The organism is Streptomyces sp. NPDC051180, assembly GCF_040689545.1.
Taxonomy (GTDB): domain Bacteria; phylum Actinomycetota; class Actinomycetes; order Streptomycetales; family Streptomycetaceae; genus Streptomyces.
The window spans coordinates 97,033-115,074 of record NZ_JBFBBC010000003.1; the positions used below are offsets into that span (position 1 = coordinate 97,033).

At 74.1% G+C, this 18,042-nt stretch carries 21 protein-coding genes; 10 read left to right on the forward strand and 11 right to left on the reverse strand.

Going from position 1 to position 18,042, the window contains the following annotated elements:
• Positions 1-6: 6 nt before the first annotated feature.
• From AB0424_RS07140 to AB0424_RS07155, 4 genes are all read right to left on the reverse strand, one after another.
• Positions 7-813 (reverse strand): arginase family protein, encoded by an 807-nt coding sequence (locus tag AB0424_RS07140; RefSeq protein WP_366302773.1) that lies wholly within the window; start codon positions 811-813, stop codon positions 7-9.
• Between the two features lie 61 nt (positions 814-874).
• Positions 875-1,624: a YqcI/YcgG family protein gene (locus AB0424_RS07145; RefSeq protein WP_366302774.1), complete on the reverse strand. Its 750-nt coding sequence runs from the start codon at positions 1,622-1,624 to the stop codon at positions 875-877.
• Positions 1,625-1,842: 218 nt separating this feature from the next.
• Positions 1,843-2,850 carry a helix-turn-helix transcriptional regulator gene (locus tag AB0424_RS07150; RefSeq protein ID WP_366302775.1) on the reverse strand — a complete coding sequence of 336 codons (1,008 nt, stop codon included), beginning with the start codon at positions 2,848-2,850 and terminating at the stop codon, positions 1,843-1,845.
• Positions 2,851-2,962: 112 nt separating this feature from the next.
• Positions 2,963-3,271, reverse strand: a complete 309-nt coding sequence (locus AB0424_RS07155) for a hypothetical protein (RefSeq protein ID WP_366302776.1) — start codon at positions 3,269-3,271, stop codon at positions 2,963-2,965.
• Between the two features lie 173 nt (positions 3,272-3,444).
• Between AB0424_RS07155 and AB0424_RS07160 the strand changes: the two genes are divergently transcribed.
• The gene (locus tag AB0424_RS07160; RefSeq protein WP_366302777.1) at positions 3,445-3,759 is read left to right on the forward strand and encodes a hypothetical protein; all 315 of its coding nucleotides are present in this window, start codon (positions 3,445-3,447) and stop codon (positions 3,757-3,759) included.
• A gap of 22 nt (positions 3,760-3,781) precedes the next feature.
• On the opposite strand, the gene AB0424_RS07165 is transcribed toward AB0424_RS07160, so the two are convergent.
• Positions 3,782-4,141, reverse strand: a complete 360-nt coding sequence (locus tag AB0424_RS07165; protein WP_366302778.1) for a hypothetical protein — start codon at positions 4,139-4,141, stop codon at positions 3,782-3,784.
• Between the two features lie 84 nt (positions 4,142-4,225).
• A complete protein-coding gene (locus AB0424_RS07170) occupies positions 4,226-4,837 on the reverse strand; it encodes an MBL fold metallo-hydrolase (protein WP_366302779.1) in 612 nt (203 codons plus the stop codon).
• A gap of 116 nt (positions 4,838-4,953) precedes the next feature.
• Here AB0424_RS07170 and AB0424_RS07175 point away from each other — a divergent pair, with 116 nt between their 5' ends.
• From AB0424_RS07175 to AB0424_RS07190, 4 genes are all read left to right on the forward strand, one after another.
• The gene (locus AB0424_RS07175; protein ID WP_366302780.1) at positions 4,954-5,910 is read left to right on the forward strand and encodes a helix-turn-helix domain-containing protein; all 957 of its coding nucleotides are present in this window, start codon (positions 4,954-4,956) and stop codon (positions 5,908-5,910) included.
• Positions 5,911-6,170: 260 nt separating this feature from the next.
• Entirely contained in the window at positions 6,171-7,637 is a 1,467-nt protein-coding gene (locus AB0424_RS07180) for an APC family permease (protein WP_366302781.1), read from the forward strand.
• Positions 7,634-8,071: a hypothetical protein gene (locus AB0424_RS07185; protein ID WP_366302782.1), complete on the forward strand. Its 438-nt coding sequence runs from the start codon at positions 7,634-7,636 to the stop codon at positions 8,069-8,071. The genes AB0424_RS07180 and AB0424_RS07185 overlap by 4 nt, the downstream gene beginning before the upstream one ends.
• Before the next feature lie 7 nt (positions 8,072-8,078).
• Complete coding sequence (locus AB0424_RS07190) at positions 8,079-9,332, forward strand: threonine/serine exporter family protein (protein WP_366302783.1); 1,254 nt, start codon at positions 8,079-8,081, stop codon at positions 9,330-9,332.
• 86 nt (positions 9,333-9,418) lie between these two features.
• On the opposite strand, the gene AB0424_RS07195 is transcribed toward AB0424_RS07190, so the two are convergent.
• On the reverse strand, positions 9,419-10,816 hold the full coding sequence (locus AB0424_RS07195) for a hypothetical protein (RefSeq protein WP_366302784.1): 1,398 nt from the start codon (positions 10,814-10,816) through the stop codon (positions 9,419-9,421).
• 102 nt (positions 10,817-10,918) lie between these two features.
• Between AB0424_RS07195 and AB0424_RS07200 the strand changes: the two genes are divergently transcribed.
• Positions 10,919-11,878 carry a D-2-hydroxyacid dehydrogenase family protein gene (locus AB0424_RS07200; protein ID WP_366302785.1) on the forward strand — a complete coding sequence of 320 codons (960 nt, stop codon included), beginning with the start codon at positions 10,919-10,921 and terminating at the stop codon, positions 11,876-11,878.
• 4 nt (positions 11,879-11,882) lie between these two features.
• Here the strand turns inward: AB0424_RS07200 and AB0424_RS07205 are convergent, their stop codons facing one another.
• The 3 genes from AB0424_RS07205 to AB0424_RS07215 form a co-directional block, all read right to left on the reverse strand.
• Entirely contained in the window at positions 11,883-12,239 is a 357-nt protein-coding gene (locus tag AB0424_RS07205) for a GntR family transcriptional regulator (RefSeq protein WP_366302786.1), read from the reverse strand.
• Positions 12,240-12,241: 2 nt separating this feature from the next.
• Positions 12,242-13,195, reverse strand: coding sequence for a hypothetical protein (locus AB0424_RS07210; protein ID WP_366302787.1), 954 nt, complete (start codon positions 13,193-13,195; stop codon positions 12,242-12,244).
• Between the two features lie 73 nt (positions 13,196-13,268).
• Complete coding sequence (locus tag AB0424_RS07215; protein ID WP_366303364.1) at positions 13,269-13,586, reverse strand: helix-turn-helix domain-containing protein; 318 nt, start codon at positions 13,584-13,586, stop codon at positions 13,269-13,271.
• A gap of 188 nt (positions 13,587-13,774) precedes the next feature.
• On the opposite strand from AB0424_RS07215, the gene AB0424_RS07220 reads away from it, so the two are divergent.
• Both AB0424_RS07220 and AB0424_RS07225 read left to right on the forward strand, forming a co-directional pair.
• Positions 13,775-14,338, forward strand: coding sequence for a carboxymuconolactone decarboxylase family protein (locus tag AB0424_RS07220; RefSeq protein WP_366302788.1), 564 nt, complete (start codon positions 13,775-13,777; stop codon positions 14,336-14,338).
• A gap of 65 nt (positions 14,339-14,403) precedes the next feature.
• The gene (locus tag AB0424_RS07225; protein WP_366302790.1) at positions 14,404-15,405 is read left to right on the forward strand and encodes a PhzF family phenazine biosynthesis protein; all 1,002 of its coding nucleotides are present in this window, start codon (positions 14,404-14,406) and stop codon (positions 15,403-15,405) included.
• 15 nt (positions 15,406-15,420) lie between these two features.
• Here AB0424_RS07225 and AB0424_RS07230 read toward each other — a convergent pair whose 3' ends face one another.
• On the reverse strand, positions 15,421-15,864 hold the full coding sequence (locus AB0424_RS07230) for a MarR family transcriptional regulator (RefSeq protein ID WP_366302792.1): 444 nt from the start codon (positions 15,862-15,864) through the stop codon (positions 15,421-15,423).
• 92 nt (positions 15,865-15,956) lie between these two features.
• Between AB0424_RS07230 and AB0424_RS07235 the strand changes: the two genes are divergently transcribed.
• Positions 15,957-16,304, forward strand: a complete 348-nt coding sequence (locus tag AB0424_RS07235; protein ID WP_366302794.1) for a DoxX family protein — start codon at positions 15,957-15,959, stop codon at positions 16,302-16,304.
• A 112-nt stretch (positions 16,305-16,416) separates the two neighbouring features.
• Entirely contained in the window at positions 16,417-18,015 is a 1,599-nt protein-coding gene (abc-f, locus tag AB0424_RS07240; RefSeq protein WP_366302796.1) for a ribosomal protection-like ABC-F family protein, read from the forward strand.
• Positions 18,016-18,042: the final 27 nt, after the last annotated feature.

The window sequence follows — 18,042 nt, forward strand, 5'->3', positions numbered from 1 at the left end:
TCCCGGTCAGTTCTCGAAGGCGGGGGCGACGACGTCGAGGATCACGGCGACGGCCTCGTCGCAGAGCGCTCGGTCGAGCGGGGCGTTGAACTCGGCCAGCTCGACGCCGAGGAGCCGGTCCGGCGGGAGGGCGTCGAGGATCGCGCGGATCTGTCCGGGGAGCAGGCCGTCGGGGACGGTGTAGTCGGCCGGTACGTGGCCGGGTTCGAGGACGTCCCAGTCGACGTGCACCCAGACGGGGGCGTCGCCGACGGCGTCGAGGACGCGGGCGGGTGTCGCGTCGGCGGGCGGGATGATCCGGACTCCGGCCTTCGCCAGCAGGTCGCCCTCGGCGTCGTCGATGTCGCGGGCGCCGACGAGGACGGCCCGCCGGGGGTCGAGGCCGGCCCCGTGGCCGCTGTCCCAGAGCCCGCAGGCGGCGGCGAGCACCATGCCGCCCAGGTAGCCGGTGGCCGTCGTCTCCGGGGTGTTGAAGTCTCCGTGGGCGTCGACGTAGAGGACGACGAGGTCCGGGTGTTCCCGCACGGCGGCCGGCAGCGTGGCCAGGCTCGCCCCGCAGGTGTTGGAGACCAGGACCGTGCGGCTTGCGCTGCGCACGCTCTCGGCGACCGCCCGTCCGAGGCCGGTCAGGGTCGCCTCGGCCTGCGGGAGGCTGACGCTCCAGTCGTCGTCGGCGGCCGGCGCGGGCTCGCCGACGCGGCGGCCGGTCAGACCGTACTTCCGCTCCAGCGCCCGTGCGATGCGGGCGGCTCCCTCGATCAGCCGGGGTTCGCGGTCGGCCACCCGGCCCTGGGAGACGATGAGGTCGATCATCGGTCGGGACTTCCTGTTCTTTGCGGGAGGTTCGGGAAATCGAATGATTCGGGAAGGTGATTCAGGAATTCGAGAAACGGAAGGGGCAGGTGCCCGCGCTTTCGGAATTCCCCTCGGAAAGCCCGTACTGCGACCATTCGAGTGCGCCGACACCGTAGGAGCCCAGTTGCGGGGAATGCGGGACGCCGTCGTAGCGGTGGATCCGGTCGCGGATGTTCGCGCGCACCTTCCGTCCGCTCGGCGTGTCGCCGGCGAAGACGTCGAACCGTTCGCGCGGATTGACGACGAGGGCGAAGTGGGTGCCGAGGTTCCTGCTGCGCCGGACCTCGTGCGCGGGGCTGCTCATGTTGCAGAAGAGCGGCATTCCGGCGAAGCACATGGACCAGGAGGCGGAGCCCGGGTCCCGGCCGACGTCCTCCGGCCAGGGCGCGGGGTCGCGGTGGTGCAGTGCCTGGAGGACCCGCCAGCCGAACGCCTGGTACTCCGCCACGGCGCCGCCGCGCACAGTGTCCGGCGCGAAGAGCACGATCAGCGGGTACGCGGTGTCCAGCCGGCCGTCCCACCCGGCGGACAGGGCGACGTACTCCGCGAGGGCCTCCGCCAGGCGGTCGAGGCCGTCGGCGTCGGCGTCCTCCACGAACACGAGCCTGAGGAGTCCCTTCCGGAAGGCGTTCCGGGAGAACACGCACGGGAAGTCCGGGTCGGAGAGGCGCGAGGCGACCTCGGCGAACGCGGCGCGGTGCCAGGGTTCGGCGATCTCGTCCATGTCCGACTGGGAAATGAGTTTCGTGGCCTGGAGCAGCCTGTCCACTTCGGAATCCGTTCCTGAGAGGGCCGGCGGAATGGAGGGGAATTCCCTTCGAGAGAGGACTCTGCCAAGGCGGGGAAGGGGTGTCGAGGCTTTCCGGGTTCAGCTAGGTGACAGTGGCCCGGGGCTGCCAGCACGCCGCAGTGTGGCCGGTTCGGGCCATGGACGGAAAAGGCCGCCGGGAATTCCCGGCGGCCTTTTCCGTACGGGACGGGGGACGCTCAGAGCCAGCCCAGCTCCACCGCGCGCATGCCGGCCTGGAAGCGGCTCCGGGCGCCCAGCCGGTCCATCAGCTTGGCCGTGACGCGGCGCGTGGTCCGCAGGGAGACGCCGAGGCGCACCGCGACCGCCTCGTCGGTGAGGCCCTGGGCGAGCAGCCGGAGCACCTCGCGCTCCTGCCGGCCGAGGTCGGTGCCCGCGCCGGGCAGCGCCTCGATGAGGGGGGTGCCGGTGATCCAGAGGTGGTCGAAGAGCGCGCAGAGGGCGGCGACCGTTCCCGGACCGCGCATCAGCACGGCGCCTTCGGCGCTGCACTCCGGGTTGACCGGCACCAGTGCCAGCTCGCGGTCCGCGATGATCATGCGCAGGGGCAGCGCGGCGACCGTCCGGGTCTGCCCGCCCCGGGCGTTCAGCCACGTCGCGTACGCCACGCTCGGCGCGTGGTGGCGGACGCTGTCCACGTACAGCGTGCGGATCCGCACCCCCCGTTCGAGGAGGGCCGCGTCCAGGGGCTTGGACGCCTCCAGGTTGTCCTCGGTCTGGGCGCCGCCGGGGCAGAAGGCGAGGAGTTCGTGGCCGACCTTCGCGGTGACCTCGGCGAGCCGGGCGCGGACCGCCTCCAGGTCGCCGAGGTGCTCCACGTCGGGATGGGTGCGGGGCACGTGCAGATGGGCGAACTTCGCGATGAGGGCCGTCGCGGCCGCGCGGTTGCGCTCGATCCGGTGCTGGTGCTCCAGGAGTTCGGCCTGCTGGCCGGCGAGCAGCGCCTCCAGCCCGTACTCGGGGTCGACGACCAGGGTCGGGTCGCCGCCGTCGGCCGGGGCCCGGAGCAGCGAGAGCGCGGCGAGCCGGTCCATCGCCGCCCGGATCTCGGCGGGGTCGGCGCCGGTCCGGACCGCGACCTGGTCCACGGTGATCTCGGGCTCGCCGAGCATCAGTCGATAGGTGTGCTCGGCGAGCCTGTCCAGGCCGAGTCCCAGCTCTTCCACCACGGCCTCCCCGTCAGACACCGATGTCGATCATGCTCGAACCGGCGGCCGGGGGGGATCTGCCGTGCCGTCGAAACTCCGTACACGGACGCTCCGTTGTGGCTATTCCGCGCCACGGGGAGGGCCGACTCACTCACGGGTCCTCCGGCGCGACCAGCTTCTCGTAGTAGGCGTCGACGAGGCCGGGCCAGACGGCCGACACCCGCCACGGGGACCGCGCGAGCGCCCCGCAGACGGCGCCCGCCCGGGCTTCGGCCTCGCCGACGGTGGCCGCCCGGACGAAAAGGGTCACGGCCGCGGTCCCGGACCGCCAGCCGTCGTGCTCGGTCACGTGCTCCACGGCCGCGGCGGCGAACGCCTCGGCGCGCTCCGGGGGCGGGGGCAGCGGCGGGCCGCAGGGCTGCTCGGGGAAGGCGCGGAACAGTGCGTGGATCAGGTGCACCGCGGTCACACTCCAGGGGCGCCCGGGCACGCCGGGCGGGACGAAGGGGATCGGGCCGTCCGCCGGGGACGCCGGGGCCCGCCCGCACCACCCTGCCCCCCGCCCGCCGCGCTGTCGACGGCCCGGCGGTTCAGCTAGGTGACAGTGGCCACTGCCTGCCAGGAACGGCCTCCTTGGCAGGCTCGGGCCCCGTCACCACCCTGCCAGCCGGAACGCTGGCCCCCTCGGTCGCCGCCTCGCCACGATGGAGCCATCCGGTCGCCGCGATCCCGGCGGCCTTCCCCGACTCCCGTCTGGAGCTCCCCATGAGGCGCATCGCCCTGCTCACCTGCACCGCCGTCGCCGCCGTCGTCGCCGGCTGCGCCGCGCCGCAGTTCGCCGCGTCCCACCGGGACACCGCGGTGACGGCCGGGGACACCGTGGCCGTGACGGCCCCCGTGACGGCCACGGCCACGGGCTCCGTGACGGACTCCGCCGGCTGGCAGTAGTCCGCGGACGCGCCGGTACGGGTCAGTGGTCGATGTAGCTCACGTCGCCGACGGTCCAGGCGCTGACGTCGGCGATCGCGACGCGGTACATGCCGCCGGTCTCCGGGATGCCGACCGTGCCCTGGAGGATGCGGGCGAGGTGGAAGTGGAGATGGGTGGGCGGCTCGTCCCTGCGGGCGACGGGGCCGAAGACCCCGGAGAACTCGCCCAGCCGGGCGGAATCGGTGAGGACCTCCGACACGCGCTCTCTCCAGAGCGCTTCCGGGGCGAGCCGGCCGGTGAGGACCGCACCCCCCGTGACCACGGTGAGGGACATCTGATTGCTGCGCCCGGACTCCACCGTGGCGGCGATGTCAACGAGCAGCTCGTCAGGCTTCGACATGGAAGCCGATTCTAGGGGGTGTCCTGTCGATCGGGCCGGGTCGGACGGCGGCGTCCGGCGCCCGGGCCGGAGGGGGCGGGACGTTCAGAGCGGGGCGTTGTCGTCGGCCGGGAAGGCCGGTCCGTGGCCGGGGACGATGACGTCGGCGGTGGCGAGGACGCGCAGGCGCGAGGTGCGCTGGACGGCGTGGTCCGGGGCGACCGGGTCCTCCACGGGGCCGTTGGGCCGCCACCAGAGGTCGCCGACGAAGGCGACCACGCCGGACTCGGTGCCGGCGAGGAGCGTGATGTCCTCGGGGCTGTGGCCGGGGGTGCGGATGAGGCGCAGCGAGGGGGTCAGCTCGTGGCCCTCGGCGTCGCGGTCGGTCCACTGGTCGTTCTCGTAGATCGCCTTGTGGTCGTGGACGCGGGCGTGGCCGAAGAGGCCGACGTTCATGGTGTTGTCGGGGTGGTGGTGGCTGAGCACCACGTCGGTGATGTCCTCGGGTCCGAGGCCGAGTTCGGCGAGCGGGCCGAGGATGCGGTCGCGGCCGGCCACCATGCCGGGGTCGACGATCACGTGCCGGTCGCCGTCGTGGACGTACGACACGGTGGCGGCGACCCCGGGGCCGGTGGAGAGGGTGTAGCCGGTGGTCAGGACGGTGTGGGTGGCGGTGCGTCCGCGGGGGGCGTCGGTGCTGTTCTTCGTCGTCGTCATGCCCCCGAGTCTTCTGTCCCGCGGGCCTCTTCACGAGTGGCCGTGCTGCCACTGATCGCGGGAATCGTGCCACCCGTGGCCGACGGCCCGTCGCGCCGCCGTGCCAGACTCCCCGCATGCCGCCCTTCACGACCGTCGCCGCGTACGCCCCGACCGGTGTCGGCATGCTCGGCGCGGGCATCGTCTCGGAGGTGTTCGACTGGCGCGGCCAGGGCCTGCCCCGCTTCGACTTCGCGCTGTGCACGGACCGGCCGGGCACGGTCCGTACGGACGTGGGGCTGCCGCTGGTGGTCGAGCACGGTCTCGACCGGCTGGCCGCGGCCGACCTGGTGATCGCCCTGCCCTGGGCCGGCTTCCGGACGCCTCCGGGGCCCGCCGTGCGGGAGGCGCTGACCGCCGCGCACGCGCGCGGGGCGCTGGTCGCGGCGCACTGCGTCGGCGCCTTCGCGCTGGCCGCGGCCGGGCTGCTCGACGGGCGGCGGGCGACCACGCACTGGCGGTTCGCCGGGCTGCTGGCCGAGCGGCACCCGGACGTCGTCGTCGAGCCGGACGCGCTCTACGTCGACCAGGGCCCGATCGTCACGGGCGCGGGCGCCGCCGCGGGGTTCGACCTGTGCCTGCACCTGCTGCGGCGGGAGTACGGGGCGACCACCGCCAACGCCATCGCCCGGGACCTGGTGCTCCCCTCGCACCGCGACGGCGGCCAGGCCCAGTACCTGGCGACCCCGGTGCCGGAGGACAGCCGGGACGAGCGGCTCACCGAGGTCCTCGCCTGGGCCAGGGAGCACCTCGACGAGCCGCTGCCCGTCGCGGAGCTGGCCCGCAGGGCGCTGATGAGCCGGCGGTCCTTCGCCCGCCGGTTCGCCGCCTCGACCGGCACCACCCCGCACGCCTGGCTGCTCGGGCTGCGCCTCAGCCGTGCCGAGGAGCTCCTGGAGACCACCGACCTCCCGGTCGAGGAGATAGCCCGCGCGGTGGGGTTCGGCAGCGCGGCCGTGCTCCGCGCCCAGTTCGTGCGCCGCCGGGGCGTGCCCCCGCGCGCGTACCGGCGCTCCTTCACGCGCACCCCCTGACGGGTCCCCGCCGGTCGGCGCGTGAAGCGTCCGCGCCCGGTGGTCGCCCGGTCGTCCCCCGTGGGCCGCCGCGGATCGCCAGGCCCTCACCCGTACGTCACCGGGATCGCCCGGCCCTCACCTACGCCGCCGCGGATCGCCAGGCCCTCACCCATGCGCCCGCGAGGGTCGCCCGGCCCTCACCCTTACGGCCTTCTCCGGTTGCCCGGTGGGGTGGGCCCGCCGAGCGTGGGGGAATCGCGCGACCCCAGGGAGGGCCCATGAGCAGCATCGATACTCCGGCCGACGTGCCCAGACCGCGGGCGGCGGCGCAAGCGTCCGCTCCCAACACGATGACGTGGGTGACGCTGGCCCTGATGACGACGGCGTCGGTGGCGAGCCTGCGGGCCGCTCCCACGATGGCCGTCTACGGCCTGGCGTGCGTCTTCCTCTACCTCGTCCCGGCGATCGTGTTCCTGCTGCCGACCGCGCTGGTCTCGGCCGAGCTCGCCTCCGGCTGGAACGGCGGCGTGTACCGCTGGGTCGCCGAGGGGCTGTCGAAACCGCTGGGGTTCCTCGCGGTCTGGTGCCAGTTCGCGATGACGATCTTCTACTACCCGAGCCTGCTGGCCTTCGTGGCTTCGACCATCGCGTACGTCATCGATCCCTCGCTCGCCTCCAACGGCGTGTACACGGCGATCGTGATCATGGTGCTGTACTGGACGGGCGTCTGGGTTTCCTCGCGCGGCACCAAGGCGCTGGCGGGCCTGTCCAGTTGGGGTCTGATCATCGGGACGCTCGTGCCGGGCACGATCCTCGTCGTCCTCGGCATGGTCTTCCTCGGCCAGGGCAACGCGTCGGCCGCGCCGATGAACAGCAGCCACCTGCTGCCGCAGTGGACGGGCCTGGCGAGCCTGGTGCTGATCGTCAACAACTTCCTGTCGTACTCCGGCATGGAGATGAACGCCGTGCACGTCTCCTCGCTGAAGGACCCGGCGAAGGAGTACCCGAAGTCGATGTTCCTGGCGATGGGTCTCGTCCTGCTGATCTTCATCCTGCCCGCCCTGGCCATCAGCTGGGTCGTGCCGGCCGACCAGCTCAGCCTCACCGCCGGCGTCATGCAGGCGTTCGACGCCTTCTTCGCCTACTTCGACGTCCAGTGGATGACCCCGATCGCCGCCGTGATGCTGATCTCCGCGTCCCTGGCCGGCATGCTGACCTGGCTCGCCGGCCCGTCCAAGGGCCTCCTGGAGATCTCGCGCGCCGAGGGCTACCTGCCGCCGTTCCTGCAGAAGCTGAACCGGTTCGGCGTCCAGCAGAACATCCTGGTCACCCAGGGCGTGGTGACCTCGGTCATCGCCCTGATGTACGCGCTCATCCCGAACGTGTCGAGCGTCTACTGGATCTTCTCCACGATCACCACCCAGGTGTACCTGATCGTGTACCTGCTGATGTTCGCGGCCGCGATGCGGCTGCGGAAGACCCATCCCGACCATCCCCGCGGCTACCGGGTCCCCGCCCTGGGGCTGGTGTGCACGACGGGCCTGCTCGCCTCGCTCGCGGCGCTGGCGATCGGCTTCGTGCCGCCCTCCCAGTTCGGCGGCGGCAGCGTCCTCGGGTACGTCCTCTTCATCGCCTGCGGTCTGGGTGTCCTGGGCCTGCTGATCCCGTGGCTCTTCCTGAAGTTCCGCAAGCCGAACTGGCGCGCCGCCGGCGCCAGCCTGTCGAGCGAGGGAGACCGGACATGAGTCCCACCCGCTTCGCCTCGGAGCACAAGGTCATCTACTGGGGCACGATCGTCATCCTCGTCGGCCTCGTCGTCACCGGACTCATCCGCTACGAGAGCGTGAAGACCAGCAACCAGACGCTCTCCAAGGCGAATCAGCTCCAGGAGGAGCTGGTGAAGGCCGGCTACCCCTCCCCCGACACCGACACGATCGAGCGGCTCCTCGGCACCGACGGCGGTCAGGTCTGCGAGCAGCCGGGCAACGCGCTCAAGACGGCGCTGTGGAAGATCCAGCAGGCGAACGGGGCGACCGGCCCCGGCATGCGGCCCGTCATCTCCGACACCAAGGCCGTCGAGGCCGAGCGGATCGTCCTCCAGGTCTACTGCCCCGACCAGGTCGACGAGTTCGACGAGGCGGTGGAGGAGCTGGACACCGACAGCACCGTGCGCCGGTGAGGAGGGCGTGACCGCTCCCCCCACCGAAGCCGATCCCGACGCCCTCCACGCCTTCCTCCGCGAACTCACCCGGTTCATGCTGGAGTCCAGCGGGGAGGGCGCCGAGGGCGTCGACCGGGTCGTCCGGGGACTGGCCCGGACGTACGGCGGCCGGGCGGAGACCGTGCTCGTCGCGGACGGCGCCGTGCTCTCCGTCACCGCCGGGGGCCGCACCCTCACCTCGACCGTCCGCGCCTTCCCCGACCTCGCCCGGCTCGACCGGGTGGTGGCCCTCAAGGAGTTCGTCGAGCGCGTACGGGAGACCGGGCCGCCGCTGTCCGAGGCGGCGGCCGGCCTGCGCCGCGTGGAGGACCTGCCCTCGTCGGTGCCGCGCTGGGCGCGCGCCGCCGGGATCGTGCTGTTCTCCGTCGGCTTCGCGCCCGCCGTCCAGCCGACCTGGTACGAGGTCGGCACCACCGCTCTCCTGGCGACGCCGGTGGCGGTGCTGACCGTGCTGGCGGAGCGGCGGCCGCGGCTGTCCCGGGTGCTGCCGCTGCTCGCCGCCGTGCTGGTCTCCCTGGTGACCCTGGGGCTGCTCCGGCCGGGCGACGGCCACGGCGGTCCGGTCCTGATCATGCTGCCGGCGCTGTTCTTCTTCGTGCCCGGCGACCTCCTCAGCGCGGCCACCGCCGAACTCGTCGGCGGGTTCCTGTCGACGGGCGCCGTCCGGCTCGTCTACGCCGTCGTCCTGCTCCTCCAGCTGTACGTGGGCGTCCTGGTCGGCGTGGCCGTCACCGGCACCCCGACGGACGCGCTGTTCGACACCGCGCAGGACACCGACCTGTCCCGGTGGGTGATCGTCGGCAGCTGGGCGGTGTTCACGGTGGGGCTGATGGCGGCCTTCGAGGTGCCGTGGCGGATCGCCGGCTGGGTGGCGGGGCTCGTCTACCTCTCGCTCGGCGTCCAGGCCGCGGGCACGGCGCTGGTCGGCGAGGTCGCCGGCACCTTCGTCGCCGCCATGGCCCTCGCGGTCGCCGCGGACCTGCTCGCCCGGCCGGCCGGGCGCCCGCCCCGGCTCGTCCTCTTCCTGGGCGGCTTCTTCACCCTCACCGTCGGCTCCCTCGGCCTGCGGGCGCTCACCTCCCTGGAGGGCGGGCACGTCCTGCACGGCTTCCGCGACCTGATGGACTTCGTCACGATCGTCACGACCATCGCGGTCGGGCTCCTCGCGGGCGCGGCGCTCGTCCCGGCCCACGGGGAGAAGGAGTTCCCGCCCGACTAGGAGGCCGTGAGCGCCATGAGGGCCATGAGCGCCATGACGCGGGAGGGGCGGCCGGCTCTGGTGGGCCGGCCGCCCCTTGCGCGTCGCTAGACCTGCGGGGTGGGGGCGCCGCCTCCGGCGGGCGGGGGCGGGCCTCCGGCGGGCGGGGGCGGGCCGTCGGGGGGCGGGGGCGGGCCCTTGGGGGAGCGCCCCGCCGGGGGCGGGCCCGCGGGGGCCCGGTCGGCGGGCTCCTCCGCCAGGAAGGCCACCACCGCCAGGACGAAGAGCAGGGTGAGGGCGATGCCCACGACGACGGCGCCGGTGGGGTAGGACCAGAAGACGAGGGCGGCGGCCGCCCCGGCGACGAGGATCCAGGTGATCCAGGTGCGGTGGCGGCGGACGAACGGGCCCACCGGGCCGAGGCGCATGCCCGCGTGGTCGGCGGTGGCCCGGGTCGCGGTGATGCCGGAGTGCCAGAGCCCCCGGACGAGGACGGCGGGGCGGCTCGGGCCGGAGAGCCAGGCGGCGAGGGCGATGAGGATGCCCAGGGTCGCGAACACCCGGACCGAGGTGCGCAGGAAGCGGACGAGCGTGTCGTAGACGGAGCCCGCCGCGGCCGGGGAGACCGTGGACGGCAGGGCGTTCAGGTAGACCGTGCGGAAGACCGTCAGGGCGACGCCGAGGACGATCGCCGCGAAGGCGACGCCGAGGGCGGCGGCGACCAGCGTGCGGCGGCGCTTCACCGCGAGGAGCACACCGCCGACGACCAGCAGGACGGCGATCACGGGCAGCCACACGCCCATCGCCTGGAGCAGCGCGAACGCCGTCTTCACCTTGCCGATGTCGTCCGACTTGACCACCGTGAAGTCGGTGTGGATCTCGGGGATCTTGGCCGCGACCTCCATGCCGGAATCGACGAGCCGCTGCTTCACGCGCTCGATGACCGGCGCCAGGTCGATGGTGACCGTGTCCGTCTCGATCTTCACCGCACCCTCGTCGCTGCCGGTCAGGGCCCGGTCGACGGAGGTGTGGATGGCCCGGTTGGCGTCGCTCCAGATGGTCTCGAACGCCGGCGAGGCCACGATGTCCTGCGCCCGGTCGTGGACGAAGCTGCTGACCGCGCTCTCCAGGGAGCCGCCCAGCTTGCCGAGGGCCTTCTCGGCCAGGGGCCGGTCCGCGGGCGCGACGCCCTCCAGGAGGGCGGGCAGGTCGATGTGCTCCATGAGGGCGTTCGTCACCCGGTTGGCGACGGCGGCCTGGACGTCGGGGTCGGAGGCGAGGGGTTCGACCGTCTGCACGTAGCGGTCGGTGTCGCCGACGATGTCCGCCGTCCAGGAGGCGACGATGCCCAGCGGGACGAGCACGCAGCCGACGACGATGAGCAGGGCGGAGAAGAAGGAGCGGACGCGGTGGTGGGGCGGCCGGGCGGCCGCCTTGTCGGCCTCCAGCGCGGCCACCCTGGCCCGGAGTACGGCAAGTTCGTCGGCGCTGTCACCCGCAGCCATGGCACCCACTCCTCTTTTCGTGACAATGCAGGGCAATTCTGCGAGCCATGGCGGCGTCTGTCGCCCTGGGCGGGGCAGAGGGGTGTACGCGATCATGCGGTCATGAAGCTGCGCTGTGCCGTACTCGACGACTACCAGGGCGTCGCCCTCTCCTCCGCCGACTGGAGCCCGCTCGCCGACCGCGTCGACGTCCGGGTCCTGCGGGAGCACCTCGACGACCGGGACGCGCTCGTCGCCGCCGTCGAGGACTGCGAGATCCTCGTGATCATGCGGGAGCGGACGCCCTTCGACGCCGGTCTGCTGGACCGGCTCCCGCGGCTGCGGCTCCTCGTCACGTCCGGGCTGCGCAACGCCTCCGTGGACGTCGCCGCCGCCCGCGCGCGGGGGATCGCCGTCTGCGGCACCGCCAGCAGCTCGACGCCGCCCACCGAGCTGACCTGGGCGCTCCTGCTCGGCCTGGCCCGCCATGTGCGCGCCGAGGCGCAGGCCCTGCGCGAGGGCGGCCCCTGGCAGTCCACCGTCGGCACCGACCTGGCCGGCCGCACCCTGGGCCTGGTCGGCCTCGGCAAGATCGGCTCGCGGGTGGCCGCGATCGGCCGCGCCTTCGGCATGGACGTCGTCGCGTGGAGCCCGCACCTGACGGAGGAGCGGGCCGCCGAGCACGGAGCGAGGTTCGCGAAGGACCGGCACGAGCTGCTCGCGGCGGCCGACTTCGTCTCGCTCCACCTGGTCCTGTCCGACCGCACCCGTGGCCTGATCGGGGAGGCCGAGCTGCGGTCGATGCGTCCGTCCGCGTACCTCGTGAACACCTCGCGGGCGGGTCTCGTGGACGGCGGGACGCTGGTCCGGGCGCTGCGCGAGGGCTGGATCGCGGGCGCCGGACTCGACGTGTACGAGACCGAGCCGCTGCCGGCCGGCGACCCGCTGCGCACCCTCCCGAACGTCCTGGCCCTGCCCCATCTCGGCTATGTGACGGAGGGCAACTACGCCCGCTACTTCGGCGAGGCGGTCGAGGACATCGCGGCCTTCCTCGCGGGGGCGCCGGTGCGGGAGCTGTCCTGACGGCCTAGCCGAGGCTGGTGCGGGCCAGGTCCAGGAACTCGTCCTCGCTCAGGCCCAGTTCACGGGCGTCGGCCGCCGCCTCCCGGAGCCGGGAGACGAGGCGGGCGCGGTCGGGGGCGGTGGCGCCGGGGACGATGAGGGCGCCCCGGCCGCGGCGGAGTTCGATGAGGCCCTCCTCGCGCAGCCGTTGGTAGCCGCGGAGGACGGTGTGGACGTTGACGCCGAGGGAGTCGGCGAGTTCGCGGGCGGCCGGGAGCCGCTCGCCGGGGACGGCGGAGCCGTCGGCGAGCGCGCCGCGGACGCAGGCGGCGATCTGGTCGCCGAGGGGTACGGGGGAGGCCGGGTCGACACGGAAGAGCACGGTCAGACCTTCCCATGCCGTTCGGCGAGCGTGTTGAGGAGTGCGGCGGCGGTGGCCGCGTCCGGGACGGTGACCGCGAACTCCCGTCCGCTGTCGCGCCGTACGACGAGGGCCTCGCCGGAGCGCAGCACCACGCCCGTGCGGTGGGCCCGGACCCGGTAGCCCCAGCCGCCGAAGTCTCCCAGGGCGTCGACGTCCCGGACGTCCGCGCCGGCGATCTCGTCGAGCGCGATCCGGACGCGGGGCCGGGGCAGGACCCCTGATCGGACGGTGAGGCCGTGCCGGTCGACGGTGACCCGGACCCGGGCGAGGGCGAGTCCCGGCACGCCGACGACCAGGCCGAGCAGGCCGAGGAGGGCGTCCGGCCAGGCGACGACGAGCAGGACGACCGGGGTGGCGGCGAGGGCGAGGAACGCGAGGACGGTCAGCGGCCGGGAGCCGGTGGAGCGCGACCAGCCGGCGACCTCGCCCGCGCCGAGCGCGAGTCGCGGGCCGTCGGGCGGCCCGGCCCGGCCGACCGGCTCGTCCTCGGGGACGACCGAGGTCAGGGCCAGGCCGGCGAGGCCGGCGGCGACGGCGGCCGTCCCGGCCACGGCGAGGTCGACGGCGGGCGCGGAGACCTGGGTCTCGAACGCGTCGACCAGGTTGGTGCGGAGGAGCTGGACGAACAGCCCGCCGATGAAGCCGGCGGTGGCCCAGGCACCCCAGAGCGACCGTCGCCGGACGAACGCGCACCATACGGCGGCGAGTCCGGCGATCAGCGCCGTGCTGATGACGAGATAGCCCGCACGACTCGTCCATCCGTCGGCCTGGCCGCCGTCGCCGAGAGAGTAGTGGGTGGCGAGTTCGGCGGGCAGCGCGTCCCGCCAGCGGGTGAAGAGCAGCAGGTGGGCGGCGAGGGCGAGGACGAAGGGGAGCGCGGCGAGCGCGCGGAGTCGAGGCGTGGAATGGTTCATGAAAACCTCCCTTGTTTGCACTCTACTAGAACAATTAGGGGGGTTGTCGAGAGGTACGCCGGGGCCGGGAGGCTCAGATGCCCCCGGCTTCCCCCGACCCGGCGCCCGCCTCCCCCGACCCCGCGCCCGCCTCCGCCGCCCATCGCCGGCTCCAGGCGTCCAGCGGACCGAGGGCCCCGACCAGGTCCTCGCCGAGCGGGGTGAGCCGGTAGCCGTCGCCGTCCGGGGCGACGAGCCGGGAGTCGGTCAGCTCGCCGAGGCGGGTGCTGAGCACGCTGGAGGACATGCGCGCGCAGCGGCGCTGCAACTCCCGGAAGCCCGCGGGCTCCTGGCTCAGCTCCCACAGGACGCGCAGCGTCCAGCGCCGTCCGAGCAGATCGAGCGCGGCCATGATCGGGCGCCCCGAATCGGACCCCCGCACCGGCCCGCCCGGCTTCGGCGCGCGGGCCGCCGCGCGGTCGGGCCGTCCCTCGCCCGTGGTGCCGCCCGCCGCCATGTCCGCCTCCTTGCGCTTCGATTTTCGAAGCAGCATAGTGCTGCGTGCCACCGCGCCGTGAAGGACGCAGCAGAGGAGGGCGCATGCCGCGCATCGACCCGCTCGAACCGCCGTACCCCGCACCCGTGGACCGGTCGCTCCGCCGCTGGATGCCGCCGGGGGTGCCGCACGAGCCCCTGGCCCTGTTCCGGGTGCTGCACCATCACCCCGACCTGGCCTCCCGGATGTTCGCCGTCGGCGCCGGACTGCTGGGCCACGGACTCCTCCCCGCCCTGGACCGCGAGATCGTCGTCGCCCGGGTGACCGCCCGCGCGGGGTGCGCGTACGAATGGGGCGTGCACGCCGCGGCCTTCGCCGGGGCCGTCGGCCTGGACCCCGTACGCCTCCGGGCGACCGCCGCCGCCGACCCGACCGCCGCCGCCGTCTGGGAGCCCCGCCACGCGGCCCTGCTGCGCGCCGTCGACGAACTGCACGACACCGACCGCCTCTCCCCCGCGGCCTGGGACGCCCTGCGCGCGCACTACGACGCGCCCCGACTCCTGGAGCTCCTCGTCCTCGCCGGCTGGTACCGGACCGTCGCCTACCTGGCGAACGGGCTCCTGCTGGACGCGGAGCCCTGGGCCGACCCGTTCCCGGCCGCGGGGTGAGCACCGCACCGGCGCACGGGGCCGACGGGGCCGAGGTGAGCGGCGGGAGGGAGGTCGGACCACCCGTGACCATCGTGCGCGCGTGCGTGCGCGACCGGGACGAAGAGGCGTACGGGAACGGGCAGGCGTACGGGAACGGGCAGGCGTACGGGTACGGGGAGAGACGCGGGAACGGCGGGACCACGGCCGGCGGCAGCCCCACCGCCGTGCTCGCCGAACCCCCGCCCGGCGGGGCGTGGTGGGGCGACGCGGAGCGACGGCGGGTGCCCGCCCTGGCGGGGACGTCGCACGCCGTCTTCGTCTCGGTGCGCGACCGGCGGGGTGAACGCCCCGAGGTGTCCCTCCGCTTCTTCACCGCCGCCGGTGAGCTGCCGGCGTGCGGCCACGGGACGCTGGCCGCGCTGGCGTACCTGGCCGAGGCGGCCGGGGACGGCGCCCACGACGTCGCCCTCCGGACCGCGGGACGGGTCTTCGCGGGCCGGTCGGTACGGGAGGGCGGGCTGGTCAGGGCGTCCTTCGACGCGGGTCCGGTCGGTCTGCGCACCGCCACCGCGGCCGAGCGCGCCCTGGTGCTGCCCGCGCTCGGCCTGCCGCCCGGGGCACTCGCCGCCGGGGTCCGCGTCGCGACGGCGGGACGGCCGCGACTACTGGTGCCGGTGCGGTCCCGCGGTGCGGCGGCCGCCCTCGCACCGGACGCCACACGGCTCCGGGCGGCGTGCGACCGGCTCGGGCTGCTCGGCTGCTGCGTCCATTCCGTCCCGATTGTCGAAGGGCGCCTGCCCGTGCGGGTGTTCGCGCGGGTGTTCGCACCCTCGATCGGGGTCGCGGAGGACATCGCGAACGCCAACAGCGCGGGCTCTCTCGCCGCGGCCCTCCTGGACGACGGCGCGCGACCGGGGGACGCTGCCCGCCCGGACCCCGGCGCCGTGGACATCGCCGTCGACATGGGTGATCACCTCGGCAGTCCTTCGACGGTCAGGGCGAGCGCACGGCGCGGACCGGCGGGGCCGCTGGTGCGGCTGGGTGGCGCCGCGGAGGTCGTGGGCGTGGTGCGGCCGGCGTCGTGAGCCGAGGGAGGACCGCTACTCCGCGCCGCAGTCGTGGTCGGCGGGGTCGACGACGACGCGGTCCAACAGGCCGCGCAGGAGGGTCTGTTCGGCTTCGGTGAGGTCGGCGAAGAGTTCGCGTTCGGCCTCGCTCACGGCCTGGTCGATCCGGTCGAGGGCGGCCGTGCCGGCCGAGGTGATCTCGACGATGTGGCGGCGCCGGTCGGCCGGGTCGCGGCGCCGTTCGGCGAGGCCCGAGGCTTCCAACTCATTGAGGATCGCGACGAGTTGACTCGGATCGAGCTCCATCGCGACCGCGAGCTCACGCTGGCTCGTGGCGCCGGGGGCGAGCTGCATCAGCGTCATCGCGTTCCGCGGGTGCAGCCCGGCGACGCCCAGGGCGGCACGGATGCGCGCACCGGTGAGCTCCCCGCGGAACGAGAGGAGGAAGCCGAGGCGGTCGGTCGGATGAGCTGCCATGTCGTCCACCGTAACAACTGGACGATTGTGGAGCGCCATAAATCGTTGTTAGCCTTCAACGGTTTTCGTCCCCATACCGTTGGAGCTCCTCCATGTTCATCGCCTATGCCGTCGTCGCGACCCTGCTCGCCCTGGCCGCCGCCGGCTCCGCTTTCATGACGTTCACCAGGAATCCGCAGGTCATCGGCGGTATGACCAAGGTGGGCGTGCCGGAGAGCCGCCTTCCACTGCTGGCCACCGCGAAGGCGGCGGGCGCGCTCGGCCTGCTCGCGGGGCTCGTCGTCCCGGCGCTCGGCGCGGCCGCGGCCGCGGGCCTGGTGCTCTACTTCGCCGGCGCCGTCATCGCCCACCTGCGCGTGAAGGACTTCGAACTGGCTCCGGCGGCGGTGCTCACCCTGATCTCGGCGGCCGCCCTGACCCTGCGCCTGATCTCCGCCTGACGGGCAGCCAACGATACGAGACGTATCGTCTTGTCAACGCTTCCTTCGTGCCGTACGGTCGAGAACGCGAGACGGACCGTCTCGCCACTCCCCGACGGCAGGAGGCGGCCCCTTGTTCCATGTCCGATTCAGCGAGGTCGGCAAGCGCTACGACGACCGGTCCGGGCGGAACCGGACCGTGCTCGACCGGGCCTCGTTCACCGTCCGCCCCGGCGAACGGCTCGGGATCGTCGGGGACAACGGCTCGGGGAAGTCGACCGTGCTGCGGCTCCTCGCCGGCGTGGAGACCCCCGACAACGGCACCGTGACGGTCGAGTCCCCCGGCGGGACCGGCCACCTCGCCCAGACCACGGACCTCCCCGCGACGGCCACCGTCGGCGACGCCGTCGACCGGGCCCTCGCGGACGTCCGGGAACTGGAGCGGGCGATCGGGGCCGCCGAGGCGCGGCTCGCCGTCACCGGGGACCTCGCGGGATACGCGGAGCTGCTCGCCGCCTACGAGGCGCGCGGCGGCGCCGACGCCGACCGGCGGGTGGAGACGACGCTGCGGCGGCTCGGGGAGCCCGGCCCGCTCGACCGGGACCGGCCCCTGGCGACCCTCTCCGGCGGACAGCGGTCGCGGCTCGCGCTCGCCGCCGTGCTCGCCGCCGAGCCCGAGCTCCTGCTGCTCGACGAGCCGACGAACGACCTCGACGACGAGGCCGTGGACTGGCTGGAGGACCGGCTGCGCGCCCACCGCGGCACGGTCGTCGCCGTCTCCCACGACCGGGTCTTCCTCGACCGGGTGGCCACCGCCGTCCTGGAGGTCGACGAGGACCGCCGCACCGTGCGCCGGTACGGCGACGGCTACGCCGGTCACCTGGCCGGACGCGCCGCCGAACGGGCCCGCCGGCAGCGGGCGCACGAGGAGTGGCGGACCGAGCTCGCCCGGTACACGGCCCTCGCGGACGCCCACGTCGACCGCTTCTCCGCGATCCCCCGCAAGGCCCCGGCGGCGTTCAGCGGGGCGGGCGCCTTCCGCGCCCGGTCACGGGCGCACGGGACGATGAGCCGCATCCGGGCGGCCCGCGAACGGCTGGCCCGGCTCACCGCCCATCCCGTGCCCGCGCCTCCCGAGCCGCTCCGGTTCCGGGCGGAGCTGGTGGGCGAGGGCGGCCCCGTCGACCTGGCCGGCGTGCGGGTGGACGGGCGGCTCCGGCTGGACGCCCTCCGCCTCGACGCGGGCGAACGGCTGCTGGTCACGGGCCCGAACGGCGCCGGGAAGACCACCCTCCTGAAGGTCCTGGCGGGCGAACTCGTCCCGGACGCGGGCACGGTGCGGACACCGGCCCGCGTCGGGACGCTCCGCCAGGAGACGGCCCCGCCCACCGACCCCCGTACGGTGAGCGTGGCCTTCGGAGAAGACCGCGCGGACGAACTGCTCGCCCTCGGGCTCTTCTCCGCCCGGGACCTGACGACCCCCGTCCGGTGCCTGTCGACCGGACAGCGGCGGAAGCTGGAGCTGGCCCGTCTGGTGACGTCACCGGCCGACCTGCTCCTCCTCGACGAGCCGACCAACCACCTCGCACCGGCTCTGGTGGAGGAGATCGAGGCCGCGCTCGCGGAGTACCGGGGCACGCTGGTCGTGGTCAGTCACGACCGGCGGCTGAGGCGGGGCTTCCGGGGCCGCCGCCTCGAACTGGCCCCGGCCCCGGGCCTCGTGAGGACCTGAGGTCCCTCGGGCCCGGATCGGCCCCGG

What these genes read in the sequence shown, in the direction of transcription:
- AB0424_RS07140 (WP_366302773.1), bottom strand. Translation starts at nt 813, where the DNA reads ATGATCGACCTCATCGTCTCCCAGGGCCGGGTGGCCGACCGCGAACCC.
- AB0424_RS07165 (WP_366302778.1), bottom strand. Translation starts at nt 4,141, where the DNA reads ATGTCGAAGCCTGACGAGCTGCTCGTTGACATCGCCGCCACGGTGGAG.
- AB0424_RS07170 (WP_366302779.1), bottom strand. Translation starts at nt 4,837, where the DNA reads ATGACGACGACGAAGAACAGCACCGACGCCCCCCGCGGACGCACCGCC.
- AB0424_RS07175 (WP_366302780.1), top strand. Translation starts at nt 4,954, where the DNA reads ATGCCGCCCTTCACGACCGTCGCCGCGTACGCCCCGACCGGTGTCGGC.
- AB0424_RS07180 (WP_366302781.1), top strand. Translation starts at nt 6,171, where the DNA reads ATGAGCAGCATCGATACTCCGGCCGACGTGCCCAGACCGCGGGCGGCG.
- AB0424_RS07185 (WP_366302782.1), top strand. Translation starts at nt 7,634, where the DNA reads ATGAGTCCCACCCGCTTCGCCTCGGAGCACAAGGTCATCTACTGGGGC.
- AB0424_RS07195 (WP_366302784.1), bottom strand. Translation starts at nt 10,816, where the DNA reads ATGGCTGCGGGTGACAGCGCCGACGAACTTGCCGTACTCCGGGCCAGG.
- AB0424_RS07200 (WP_366302785.1), top strand. Translation starts at nt 10,919, where the DNA reads ATGAAGCTGCGCTGTGCCGTACTCGACGACTACCAGGGCGTCGCCCTC.
- AB0424_RS07210 (WP_366302787.1), bottom strand. Translation starts at nt 13,195, where the DNA reads ATGAACCATTCCACGCCTCGACTCCGCGCGCTCGCCGCGCTCCCCTTC.
- AB0424_RS07215 (WP_366303364.1), bottom strand. Translation starts at nt 13,586, where the DNA reads ATGGCCGCGCTCGATCTGCTCGGACGGCGCTGGACGCTGCGCGTCCTG.
- AB0424_RS07220 (WP_366302788.1), top strand. Translation starts at nt 13,775, where the DNA reads ATGCCGCGCATCGACCCGCTCGAACCGCCGTACCCCGCACCCGTGGAC.
- AB0424_RS07230 (WP_366302792.1), bottom strand. Translation starts at nt 15,864, where the DNA reads ATGGCAGCTCATCCGACCGACCGCCTCGGCTTCCTCCTCTCGTTCCGC.
- AB0424_RS07235 (WP_366302794.1), top strand. Translation starts at nt 15,957, where the DNA reads ATGTTCATCGCCTATGCCGTCGTCGCGACCCTGCTCGCCCTGGCCGCC.